The sequence below is a fragment of the Streptomyces sp. NRRL S-455 genome (genome assembly GCF_000717875.1).
Lineage (GTDB): Bacteria > Actinomycetota > Actinomycetes > Streptomycetales > Streptomycetaceae > Streptomyces.
Genome location: NZ_JOCT01000021.1, coordinates 316,077 through 327,825 on the forward strand (window position 1 = coordinate 316,077; position 11,749 = coordinate 327,825).

Annotated in this window: 10 protein-coding genes; 3 read left to right on the top strand and 7 right to left on the bottom strand. The window is 67.2% G+C overall.

Annotation, left to right across the window (positions count from 1 at the left end; genetic code table 11):
- Positions 1–9: 9 nt before the first annotated feature.
- The 6 genes from IE97_RS0126735 to IE97_RS0126760 form a co-directional block, all read right to left on the bottom strand.
- Positions 10–780: a sulfite exporter TauE/SafE family protein gene (locus tag IE97_RS0126735; protein WP_199807134.1), complete on the bottom strand. Its 771-nt coding sequence runs from the start codon at positions 778–780 to the stop codon at positions 10–12.
- A complete protein-coding gene (locus tag IE97_RS0126740; protein WP_158708343.1) occupies positions 777–1,304 on the bottom strand; it encodes a cupin domain-containing protein in 528 nt (175 codons plus the stop codon). Before IE97_RS0126740 ends, IE97_RS0126735 begins: the two co-directional genes overlap by 4 nt.
- Before the next feature lie 3 nt (positions 1,305–1,307).
- Positions 1,308–3,101, bottom strand: a complete 1,794-nt coding sequence (locus IE97_RS0126745; RefSeq protein ID WP_078603395.1) for an FAD/NAD(P)-binding protein — start codon at positions 3,099–3,101, stop codon at positions 1,308–1,310.
- Between the two features lies 1 nt (position 3,102).
- On the bottom strand, positions 3,103–4,383 hold the full coding sequence (locus IE97_RS0126750) for a pyridoxal phosphate-dependent aminotransferase (RefSeq protein ID WP_030245614.1): 1,281 nt from the start codon (positions 4,381–4,383) through the stop codon (positions 3,103–3,105).
- A gap of 33 nt (positions 4,384–4,416) precedes the next feature.
- The gene (locus IE97_RS0126755) at positions 4,417–5,175 is read right to left on the bottom strand and encodes an iron-containing redox enzyme family protein (RefSeq protein ID WP_051705126.1); all 759 of its coding nucleotides are present in this window, start codon (positions 5,173–5,175) and stop codon (positions 4,417–4,419) included.
- An 810-nt stretch (positions 5,176–5,985) separates the two neighbouring features.
- Positions 5,986–6,936 (bottom strand): response regulator transcription factor, encoded by a 951-nt coding sequence (locus tag IE97_RS0126760; protein ID WP_037836724.1) that lies wholly within the window; start codon positions 6,934–6,936, stop codon positions 5,986–5,988.
- A gap of 370 nt (positions 6,937–7,306) precedes the next feature.
- Between IE97_RS0126760 and IE97_RS0126765 the strand changes: the two genes are divergently transcribed.
- A complete protein-coding gene (locus tag IE97_RS0126765; protein WP_003991794.1) occupies positions 7,307–7,642 on the top strand; it encodes a hypothetical protein in 336 nt (111 codons plus the stop codon).
- A 167-nt stretch (positions 7,643–7,809) separates the two neighbouring features.
- Here the strand turns inward: IE97_RS0126765 and IE97_RS0126770 are convergent, their stop codons facing one another.
- A complete protein-coding gene (locus tag IE97_RS0126770; protein WP_030245625.1) occupies positions 7,810–8,226 on the bottom strand; it encodes a pyridoxamine 5'-phosphate oxidase family protein in 417 nt (138 codons plus the stop codon).
- Between the two features lie 147 nt (positions 8,227–8,373).
- Here IE97_RS0126770 and clpB point away from each other — a divergent pair, with 147 nt between their 5' ends.
- Positions 8,374–10,995: an ATP-dependent chaperone ClpB gene (gene clpB / locus IE97_RS0126775; RefSeq protein WP_030245627.1), complete on the top strand. Its 2,622-nt coding sequence runs from the start codon at positions 8,374–8,376 to the stop codon at positions 10,993–10,995.
- 189 nt (positions 10,996–11,184) lie between these two features.
- Complete coding sequence (locus IE97_RS0126780; RefSeq protein ID WP_030245629.1) at positions 11,185–11,712, top strand: YbjN domain-containing protein; 528 nt, start codon at positions 11,185–11,187, stop codon at positions 11,710–11,712.
- Positions 11,713–11,749 lie beyond the last annotated feature (37 nt).

Consider the following 11,749-nt stretch of genomic DNA (forward strand, 5'->3'; position numbering starts at 1 on the left):
GGTCGGGTGTTACTTGGCCACATTCTGGGCCATGATGTAGAGGCCGAGGAGCACCAGGGCGGTACAGAGCACCTTGTGGAATTGTTCCTCGGGTATGCTGCGGCGGATCTTGTTCCCGATCGACATGCCCAGAAGGGCGGGCGCCAGGGACACCACGGACATGGCGAGAAGGTTCGCGTCCAGGAGGTCCTGGGTGCGCAGCGACCAGGCGAGGGAAACCGTCGACAGTGTGAAGAGGATCCCCATGCTCTGGATCAACTGGTCCCGCAGCAGGCCGATCGACTGAAGATAGAAGACACCCGGGACGGCCGACGATCCGGTCATTCCCGTGAGGAATCCGTTGACGGCCCCGAGGAACGCGCCCACGGGGTGGTTCCACCACTTGTCACTGATGTTCACCCGCAGTCGGAACAGACCCAGAATCCCGTAGACGGCGAGGCCGACGCCGAGCAGGGCGGACATCACGTCCGCCCGGAAGTAGCTCAGCGTCAGCGCGCCCGACAGGGTGAACAAGGTGGCGGCCAGGAGAAACGGCCAGGTGAGATGGATGATCTTCCGGCCGTGGCCGCCGCGCACCGCCTGGAAAACGTTGGTCAGGAACGTCGGGATGATGATCAGCGCCTTGGCGGGCTGAATACCGATCGTCGCGGTGAGAATTCCGAGGACGACGGGCGGCAGGCCCAGGCCGGTCAGTCCCTTGAACAACCCACCTACGAAGAACGTGAGGACGATCAGTACGAAGGTGGTCAGTCGGAACGAGAAGGGGGCAGCGTCGATCACGGTGTGGCGGCGGCCCTCGGGTGCTCGGTCGCGATACCGCGGTCCGCGAAGCAGCGCAGCGCCTGCACCACGTCGGTTTGCTCCTCCACGGTCAGGACCTCCGGCTTCTCCGACGCGAAGCGGTCGGCGAGCTCGAGGATATCGGCCCTGCGATTCTCGATGTACACGTCGGCGTCCGCCACATGTGTCGCCGCGCGGTCGGCGACCTTCTCCGCGAGCCCCTCGGCGGGCGGCACGAAGTTGATGTCGAACGTGCCGATCTGGAGGAGGACGTACCGTGAGGGCGTCCCGACGGGTGCTCCGTTGACGAAGCGGTGCTTGTTCGTGCGGGGCACCTGGAAGACCTGTCCGGGAAGTACGGTGTACACCTCGCCGGCTTCGGGGAGTTCGATGGCGATCTGTCCCCTGGAGCAGTACACCATGTCCGACACTTCGTTGTGGAAGTGGTAGGGAACGGCTTCGTGATCGAGGTTGAACAGGCTGACCCGTAACCCGTCCTGATAGTAGAACTCTTTCATTTCCATGGTTCAGCTCCCTGTTTCGGTGGTGATCAGCCCTGAGTCGTCCCGGGCGGTGGTGCGTTGCGGAATGTCGGTCACGGCGTCGGCCCAGTCGGCGGCGACCTGCTCGGCGGCCTTCACGAAAGCTCCGGCGTAATTGTGCTCGTTCTGCCAGAACCTGACGGGGGAACCGTAGGACGACAGATGCGGCGACGGTTCGAAAAGGTCCCCCACGCGCCTCGTCACCCGGTAGGTTCCCTTCGGGTCGAGGGCCAGCCCGCCGGTGACGTACCCCGATTCCTCGTGGTGCACGATCTCGCCCCGCCGCAGGAGATTCCGCACCAGTGGCGAAGGATGTCTTTCCAGGTCGAAATCCTGGGTCTTGGCCCGTACCACGCAGTCGGCTCGCAGGCTGGAACTCTCTCCGGCGGTGGTCTCGTACGCGATCACGAATCCGCCGTCCTCGTGCACACTGACCGGTGGCACCGCATAGCCGTGTTTCACGGTGGTCAGAACTCCGGCGTCCATGAGGGCGATCAACTTCTCCGCGTTCACCCTCGGCATCGGTACCGCCGTCCGAATGAAGTGCGTGTCGAGAAGGCGGTCGTACACGGCCTTGTCGCCGGGCTCCAGTTCCCGGTAGAAGCACATCCTCCGCGCCTTCAGGACAAGCGTGTAGACGGGATTGCCATGACGAGAGTCCCGGAGGTCGCTTTCGAGTTTCTCCCTGGCCGAGGAGAACCGGGGCTTCTCGACGTCGGGCCACCCCAGCGCCCCGTCGGTCGCTCTGCGCAGATCCTTGTCCAGCAGGTCCAGAACGGGCTCGATCCTCAACTGCCCCTGGTGCTCGCTCCGGATACCGGCGAGGGCGTCCGGGGTGAGATGGGTCAGTTCATGGCCGGTGAGCGGGCCCCGGACGGGGGGAAAGAACCCGGAGCGCGATCCGGCGACGATGTGCAGCGGTTCCTCTCCCCCTCCCGACGGCGCCGGCCGGTAGGAGGCGACGTGTCCGTCGGCCGTGTACGTGAACTCGCCCTCGTCGCACAGGGTCATGATGGCGTCGATGCCGCTCGGCCCCATCCCCTGGACGTAGACCCGCGGACGCGCGCCCGGTGTCCGCCGTGACCGGAGACGGCCGGCTGTGACGGACCGGAGCCTGCCCGGCGGATAGGGCGCCGGGACGCACCCCTCGTGTTCCGCGAGCGCGTCGTTCTCCGTGGAGCGCCAGTGCCCGGTGCTCAGCAGCACCCGGTCGAGTCCGTCCAGGGTGAACTCGCGGCCGCTGCCGAGGTCACGGAGCAGGACGGAGAAGCCGTCCGGTGTCGTCCGCCCGTCGAGGACCTCGTGCCCCGTGTACTGCTGCACGTCGATCCCGTGGTCCCGGGCGATCTTCACGGCGTCCTGGAACCGGTGCTCCAGGTACAGGCCGAACAGGGCCCGTGGATAGAACTCGCCGTCCTCGGGCTTCCATTCCGTCAGCTCGATCCCGGGGTGGGTCTCCAGGATGAGTTCCGGATGGTCGGCGACGAGCCACGGCTTGTTCTCGGCGAGCCAGTCGACGAAGTCGTTGCCATGGATCCCCATGGTGCTCGCTTCGTTGTTGCACCGGTGCCCGAGTTGGGCGTTTTCCTTGGCGTAGGGGTATCCGGGGCCGTTCACGGGTCCCCGCTCCACTGTGGCGATCGTGATCGCGGAACGGGAGAGCGGGGACAGACGGCCTGGAACGCTCAGTTCTCGGACCAGATGCCACAGCGCGCAGGTACCGGCGAATCCGGTGCCGATGATGCAGTATCTGACAGTTCCTACCGCGTTGGCTTTCAGCTCAGGGCTCCAGACGGCTCAGGGCATGCCTGATGCGTATGCCGGCTTGGCTCAGGACGGAACTCGTGCGGCCGCAGTTGATCCGCACGAAGTGGTCGAGGTCCTTCTCCGCCGCGAAGTGGCTGCCGCAGATCGTGGCGACCTTCGCCTCCTCCAGCAGGAACTGGTCGGCCGTGACGTAGCCGTGCTCCTGATAGGCGCGGGCGTAGCTCGACAGGTCGACGAAGAGGAAGTATCCCCCCTGGGGAGGCCTGACCCGCAGCGAGGGAACGGCTTCCAGTTCGCGAAGCATGGCCTCCAGGTTCGTGCGTGCGGTCCTGGCCCTCGCCGTCGCCACTTCGTCCATCTCCGGCTGGAGCGCGATGTGCGTCGCCACTTGGCCGTAGGTGGACGCGAACGACGTGAGGTTGACCTGTGCCCGGGCGGCGGCCTCGACGATGTCCGTCGGCCCGCACAGATAACCGATCCGGTCCCCGTGCATGCCGTACGTCTTGCCGGGGCCGGTCACCGTCAGCGTCCAGGGCCGCATCGGGGAGAGGGTCCCGTCGGGGAGTGAGGCCTCGATGGCGGCGAACGTCTTGGCGCGGTCGCCCAGGACGTGGGCCTCGTAGGGGCAGTCGAACAGGACGTAGACCGGGCTCGCGCCGTCGGCCTCCCGCCGGAGGTTGTGCCGGGCGACGACCTGCGCCAGCGCGGAGAGTTCCTCCGTCGAGTAGATCTTGCCGGTCGGGTTGATGCAGTCGCCGAGCACAATGATCTTGGTGCGATCGGAGATCGCCTGCTCGAGCGCCGGCACCGTCAGCCCGTCCTCGGCCGTCACCAGGACCGTCTTCGGCAGGGCCTCGTGCAGCAGCACCATGTCCGAGTAGTGCGGCCAGTTGGGCACCGGGACGACGACCTCGTCGCCCGGGTCCAGCAGGGCGTGGAGCACCGCGGAGATCGAACCCTTCACGCCGCCGGGCGTCACCAGGATCTCGTTCTCCGGATCGAATTCGATCCCGTGCAGACGGCTCATACGCGCCGCGATGGATTCCCGCAGAAAGGGAAAACCCTTGACGGGAGCGAACGCGTGGATCACGTCGGGTTTCGTCCGGATGAAATCGATCACTCCGCGGTCGATCCGAGGATCGGCGGGCGTGTCCAGAGCGCCTATGCTGAGGTCGATTACCTGGTCCTCGGCGGCGATCCCGCTGTTCAGTGCTACGAGCTTGGCCGCGGTTCCGTGCGTCGCCGATTCCGGGATGTTCAGAACAGCGCTGGAAATTCCTCGGTTCTTCTGCACAGTCGTGTGGACTACCTCTCTGGAGTCACGGAGTCAGTTGGTGACGGCCTTGTGCATCGCGTTCCACATCTCCAACTGGATGTCCAGTGTCTCCGTCGCCGCGGCGGCGATGGCAGCCACGTCCGCCTCGCTGTGGCAATTGTTCACCACGCACTTCTTGGCGTCCGCGGCATGGCGCTCCTCGACCCCCTCGTCGCCCACGTGGACGTTGAAGTAGATCTCGACGTCGTGCACGAACTTGTCCTTCGGGAGGACCTTGTTGGTGTTGCGGAACGCCGTACGGCAGATTTTGAGCATCCGGTCGGCGTGGGACTCCAGCGCCATCGCGACGCCCAGCATGCTGTGGTAGCTGGTGACCAGCAGGTCCAGCGTGCGCCGGCGGTACTCTAAGGTCTCCGGGATGACGAGCTTGCTGTCCCGCGCCTCCTTGACCAGCATCGGAGCCACGCCGAACTCGACCTGACCGTGCAGGTTGTGGGTGTTCTCCATCAGTACTTCGTGGCAGTGCGCCGCGTTGCCGTCGCCGGTCTCCTCGTTGAGGATGTGCGAGAACAGGACCAGGGTGTCCATGTCGTCGTGGGCCGCCGCCTGGGCGCACACGTGGGCAATGCCCTTCACGGTTCCTTCGGTGCGGTGGTAGAAGTTCGCCCGATGGAATTCGAACGATTCGCCGGTCCAGGGCGTTCCCTCGAGGAGCTTGAAGTACTCGTTTTCGTAGACCGGGTGCCGGTCCAGGTCCTCGATGAGTGCGGTGACGGAGTCGTGGATGGTCGTGCTCGGAAACGTTGTCATTCTCGTGTCCACTCCTGTTCAGGCGCGATGACCGGTGTGACGATTTCGCTGAGAAATGGCGCCGGGTAACGCGAATTCGCTGCAAAGCCGTCGCGACCATCGTGACTCACGGATCTTTGGCTCCACAGGGCAGAAACTGGCCATCGCCCCGTCATATGCCGTTTGAGTCTGCGCGCACTTGAGTCGCGCGGAAAGCAGGACGCGGCTGGTCTGCGGGAACGCATGAGTCGTACGTTCATCAACAACGCGAATCAGGACAGGAACCGTGGTAGAGATCAGGACAGTGATCGCCAGGGGGCCCCGCGGGCGGGGAACTCCGCGCGGTCGCGGAGGTGTTCTCGGCCAAGGCGGCCATCCGGGAGGGAGACGGCCCCTCACCTGCGGGTTTCCGGCGTCGACGGGGGCGGGGATCGGAGTGGGCGCGTGTTCAACCATCGGGCCGGCGGGCGGTCGTCTTGATCGCGCTCTTGTGGGCGATGTGCGAGCGGATTGCGGAAGCAGATGGTCTAGACAGCCGGTGCGGAGGGCGATGACCTCGCCTTGTCCCTCGCGCCGGGCCCCGGCGGCCGCGGCGGTCGGGGCCACATGTGCGGCTTTCGACGCACAAGTGAACAGGAGGAGTACGCCGACGGTCTGGGCTGTGGTCGCGGGGGAGGGGTGTGCGGTCCCGCCGTTCGACACGCCCGGATGCGCGGGCAGCGTACGGCTACGGGCTTCCCGCGACGGGCCGAGCTGTGGCGTGACGGCGATGTGAACCGCCACGGGCGGATCTGACCGCCCCGTACCGTGCACGCGGTGCGGCGCAGCTCACTAGGGCACTTGCTCCCGTTCCAGGATCCCCGACTGCGCGATGAGATAGCCGAGTTGGGCGCGGCTGCCGCTGCCCAGAGCGGAGGCCAGTTTGGCGATGTGGGCCCGGCAGGTGCGGACGTTCATACCGAGGCGGCGGGCTATGGCCTCGTCGACATGACCCTCGACCAGGAGCTTGGCTATGGAGTACTGGATCTCCGTGATACCGCCTCGGGCGGTCTCGTAGGGGGTGCCCGTGCTCAGCGGCACCGAGCGGTCCCACAGGTACTCGAAGAGCTTGAGGAGGTAGCGGACGAGGCCGGGGTGGCGCAGCTCCAGGGCGACCTGCTGGTCGTCGCGCGCGGGGATGAAGGCGACGGACTCGTCGCAGATGATCAGGCGCTCGACGAGTTCGTCGATGGTGCGGTACTCCGCCTTGCCGTTGGAGAGCTGTGCGGCATAGGCCAGTTGCTCGGGGTTGTAGCGGGCCGTGTGCTGGTAGAGGGTGCGGATCCGTACTCCGCGTTCGATCAGCGGCCGGTCGCGCTCCAGGCCGCGCAGCAGACTGCGCTCCGACATCCGGTCGCTCGGCTGGACGGTGAGCATCTCCGCCTGGCACTGGCCGGTGGCCATGTTGAGTGCGGCGTTGATGCGTTCGCCGCCTTCCAGCACGGTGATGGAGTCACTGGTCGCGGCGAGCTGGGTCCCCAGGGCCATGAACGGCTGAAAGGTCTCCGTCAGGCCGGTCGCCAGGCGCCGGCGGTCGGCTATCTCCTTCTCCAGGGGGTTGAGTTGCCGGGACAGGGCGACCGCCGGGGGGATCGGCCGCAGCCATTCCGGGTCGTCCGGATCCGGGTGGAGCAGGGCGAACTCCATCAGGCAGGGGGCGGGTTCGGCGTCCGCTCGGGCGATGCGTCCGGCGCGCAGCGCGGCGGCATACAGACGGCTTGCGTCATCGCACCACTCGGTCATCCCATGGGGATGTGTCGCCTTCGTCTGATTCGCTGCCAAATCTCCACCCCCCAGGGTCCTGAACATGCAGGAACATGATGCATCGATTGTGTGGCCATGACGTGCCCGAATGAGCCATCGTCGTACCTGACGGGGGAAAAGGGGACCTTCAAGTGAGGACGAAGCCGACTATGCGTAACAGAATGCTTCGCTCGGTGCTTGTCGCCGCCTTCTCCGCCGTTGCGGCCCTCGGCGCGCTGAGTGGCTTCTCCGATGTGAAGGACGAGGTTCGGGCGAACAGCAGCTGGCCGTCCGTTGCCGTGAACAGTGCCGACGGCACGAGCAACAGCAGTTGGCCGAGTTCCGGGGCAGCAGGATCCGGGAGCTGACCGTGACCACTCCACCCGACGACCGCTCCTTCCGCCGTGAGATGGCCACCGCCTACCGCTCCGGCTGGCACTTCATCGACCTGGTCACCGCCATCCCCCACGACGGTGACTCGCTGATGGTGACCGTGTTCGGAGAGCCGGTGGTCGTCACGCGGGACGAGGACGGAGACGTACGGGCGTACCGGTGTCTGCGGCGGCCTCGGGGGGCGCCGCAGCCCGTCAGGTGCGCCGTACGGTACGGAATGATCTTTGTGAACCTGGACCAGCGGGACCACCAGCAGGTGGAGGCCGACTCGCCTGCCCCGAGGACCATCTCTGCCACCCCCCGCAGTGCCTGACGCGATTCCCCCGTCGTAAAGATCGCTCAGGTGCTTCCCCCCCGCAGCGGCGTCACCGTGACCTGAACACGGTGACGCCGCTGCAGTTTCTGGGGATATTTCCCGGTATCAACCCAGTCGCGCGGTGGCTGGAACCAGTCGATCACCGGTGTGGATATTCACTTCTGTCAACCTCGCCCCATGGCGCGCGTCAGCTGTATCTCGATCACCACGCGCGCCGGATTCGGTGACGGCGTCCTTCCGTAGCGCTCCGCGTAGCGCCGCTCCGCCTCCGCGACCCGGTCCGGGTCGCTGTGGACGAAGGCCCGGCCCTCCAGCGTCGCCCACCGGCGGCCCTCCATCTGGCAGACGGCGACCGTCGCTCCCCGCTCCCCGGCCGCCAGCACGTGCCGCACCTTCGCGCTCGCCTTGTTGGCGATCACCCGAGCCAGACGGGCCGCGGGATCGTATGTGACTCCGACGGGTACTACGTGCGGGGTGCCGTCCGGGCGGAGAGTCGTCAGGGTGCACACGTGCCGTTCCCGCCAGAAGCTGAGGTACGGCGGGTCCGGAGCGCCCGGATCCACGGAGTACTTGGTCGCCATGTAACGGAACCTAGCTCCCTCGGGCCTCCCGCACCGGCCTTGAGTGGAATAGACTCAACTTTGTGCACGTTGACTGAGTCAGGCTGACAGTCCTGTGGGACGTGGCGGACGTGGCACCCAGCTTCACGCAAGGAGGAGAACGCGAACGTGGACGCCGAGCTGACCAACCGGAGCCGGGACGCGATCAACGCGGCCAGCAACCGGGCCGTGACCGAGGGGCACCCCGACCTCACCCCCGCCCATCTGCTCCTCGCGCTGCTCCAGGGCCAGGACAACGAGAACATCACCGATCTGCTCGCCGCGGTCGACGCCGACCAGGCGGCCGTACGCGCCGGGGCCGAGCGGGTGCTCGCCGGGCTGCCCAGCGTGACCGGGTCGACGGTGGCGCCGCCGCAGCCCAACCGCGAGATGCTCGCCGTCGTCGCCGACGCCCAGGCCCGCGCCAAGGAGCTCGGGGACGAGTACCTCTCCACCGAGCACCTGCTCATCGGCATCGCCGCGAAGGGCGGCTCGGCCGGCGAGGTGCTGTCCCAGCAGGGGGCCGACGCCAAGAAGCTTCAGGCGGCCTTCCAGAAGACGCGGGGCCAGCGCCGCGTGACCACGGCAGACCCCGAGGGGCAGTACAAGGCCCTGGAGAAGTTCGGGACGGACTTCACGGCCGCCGCGCGGGAAGGGAAGCTGGACCCGGTCATCGGCCGGGACCAGGAGATCCGCCGCGTCGTGCAGGTCCTGTCCCGCCGTACGAAGAACAACCCCGTCCTCATCGGCGAGCCCGGCGTCGGCAAGACCGCCGTCGTCGAGGGGCTCGCCCAGCGGATCGTGAAGGGCGACGTCCCCGAGTCGCTGAAGGACAAGCGGCTGGTCGCACTCGACCTGGGGGCCATGGTCGCCGGGGCGAAGTACCGGGGCGAGTTCGAGGAGCGGCTGAAGACCGTCCTCGCCGAGATCAAGGACTCCGACGGGCAGATCATCACCTTCATCGACGAGCTGCACACCGTCGTCGGGGCCGGGGCCGGCGGCGACTCCGCCATGGACGCCGGCAACATGCTGAAGCCCATGCTGGCCCGTGGCGAACTGCGCATGGTCGGCGCCACGACCCTCGACGAGTACCGCGAGCGGATCGAGAAGGACCCCGCCCTGGAGCGGCGCTTCCAGCAGGTGCTGGTCGCCGAGCCGACCGTCGAGGACTCGATCGCGATCCTGCGCGGGCTCAAGGGGCGGTACGAGGCCCACCACAAGGTGCAGATCGCCGACAGCGCGCTGGTGGCCGCCGCGTCGCTCTCCGACCGGTACATCACCTCCCGCTTCCTGCCCGACAAGGCCATCGACCTCGTCGACGAGGCCGCCTCCCGCCTGCGCATGGAGATCGACTCGTCTCCCGTCGAGATCGACGAACTCCAGCGCGCCGTCGACCGGCTGAAGATGGAGGAGCTGGCGATCGGCAAGGAGACCGACGCCGCCTCCCGCGAGCGCCTGGAGAAGCTGCGCCGCGACCTCGCCGACAAGGAGGAGGAGTTGCGCGGCCTGACCGCCCGCTGGGAGAAGGAGAAGCAGTCCCTCAACCGCGTCGGCGAGCTGAAGGAGCAGCTCGACGACCTGCGCGGGCAGGCCGAACGCGCTCAGCGCGACGGCGACTTCGACACCGCCTCCAAGCTGCTCTACGGCGAGATCCCCGCCCTGGAGAAGGAGCTGGAGGCCGCCTCCGAGGCCGAGGAGGCGTTGACATCTTCCGCCTCCGGCGGGGGCGCCAAGGACACCATGGTCAAGGAGGAGGTCGGCGCCGACGACATCGCCGACGTCGTCGCCTCCTGGACCGGCATCCCCGCCGGGCGGCTCATGGAGGGCGAGACCCAGAAGCTGCTGCGCATGGAGGACGAGCTGGGCAAGCGGCTCATCGGCCAGACCGAGGCGGTGCGCGCGGTGAGCGACGCCGTACGACGGTCCCGCGCCGGGATCGCCGACCCCGACCGTCCCACCGGCTCCTTCCTCTTCCTCGGCCCGACCGGTGTCGGCAAGACCGAACTGGCCAAAGCACTCGCCGACTTCCTCTTCGACGACGAGCGGGCCATGGTCCGCATCGACATGTCGGAGTACAGCGAGAAGCACAGCGTGGCCCGGCTGGTCGGCGCCCCGCCCGGATACGTCGGCTACGAGGAGGGCGGCCAGCTCACCGAGGCAGTGCGCCGCCGCCCCTACTCCGTCGTGCTGCTGGACGAGGTGGAGAAGGCGCACCCCGAGGTCTTCGACATCCTGCTCCAGGTGCTGGACGACGGGCGGCTCACGGACGGCCAGGGCCGCACGGTCGATTTCCGCAACACCATCCTGGTGCTGACGTCGAACCTCGGCAGCCAGTTCCTCGTCGACCCGATCACCAGTGAGGAGGAGAAGAAGGAGCAGGTCCTGGAGGTGGTGCGGACCTCTTTCAAGCCGGAGTTCCTCAACCGCCTGGACGACCTGGTCGTCTTCGCGGCCCTGACCAAGCCCGAGCTGGAGCGCATCGCGAAGCTCCAGATCGACCGCCTGGCCAAGCGGCTCGCCGAGCGGCGCCTCACCCTCGACATCACGCCGGAGGCCCTGGCGTGGCTCGCGGAGGAGGGCATGGACCCGGCGTACGGCGCGCGACCGCTGCGGCGGCTCGTCCAGTCCGCCATCGGCGACCGGCTCGCCAAGGAGATCCTCTCCGGGGAGATCAAGGACGGGGACACGGTGCGGGTGGACCGCGTCGGTGACGAACTGCTGGTGGGCCCTGCCACGGGCAAGACGCTGTAGGGCCGTGGATCACGCCGTGAACGCCGAGACGAGCCCAGCGCCGTCTCGGCGTTCACGTCCTCCAGCCGTACCCGAAGGTTTCGGCTGACCGGATCGTGTCAGCCATGGGCTTAGCGGGGTAGTCGGGGCTTGCCACCCCCCTCCCCGCATGGGGGAGGATGGCGGAATCCGTACGAAGGGAAATACACGGTGACCATCGACCCGTCCTCGATTCCGAACTTCGGGGGCCAGCCAGAGCCGGAGCCCCAAGGACCGGCGGGCCCCGTCGTCCCGGATCAGGACCTCGTGAAGCAGCTCCTCGAACAGATGGAGCTCAAGTACGTCGTCGACGACGAGGGAGACCTCGCGGCGCCGTGGGAGCAGTTCCGCACCTACTTCATGTTCCGGGGTGAGGGAGACCAGCAGGTCTTCTCCGTGCGGACGTTCTACGACCGGCCCCACGGGATCGAGCTGAAGCCGCAGCTCCTGGAGTCCATCGACGACTGGAACCGCCGCACCCTGTGGCCCAAGGTCTACAGCCACACCCACGACGACGGCACGGTCCGCCTGATCGGCGAGGCCCAGATGCTGATCGGCATGGGCGTCAGCCTGGAGCACTTCGTCTCCTCGACGGTGAGCTGGGTGCGGGCCGCGATCGAGTTCGACAAGTGGCTCGTCGAGCAGCTCGGTCTTGAGCAGGAGATCAACGAGGCGGAGAAGCCCGAAGACGACGAGTAGGGCCCGAGCGGGCCCCCACGGCGCGTCGGCGCGTACG

Bases quoted from the DNA above. Each gene is read 5' to 3' on its own strand.
- IE97_RS0126740 (WP_158708343.1), bottom strand. From the start codon at position 1,304: ATGGAAATGAAAGAGTTCTACTATCAGGACGGGTTACGGGTCAGCCTG.
- IE97_RS0126755 (WP_051705126.1), bottom strand. From the start codon at position 5,175: ATGACAACGTTTCCGAGCACGACCATCCACGACTCCGTCACCGCACTC.
- IE97_RS0126760 (WP_037836724.1), bottom strand. From the start codon at position 6,936: ATGACCGAGTGGTGCGATGACGCAAGCCGTCTGTATGCCGCCGCGCTG.
- IE97_RS0126770 (WP_030245625.1), bottom strand. From the start codon at position 8,226: ATGGCGACCAAGTACTCCGTGGATCCGGGCGCTCCGGACCCGCCGTAC.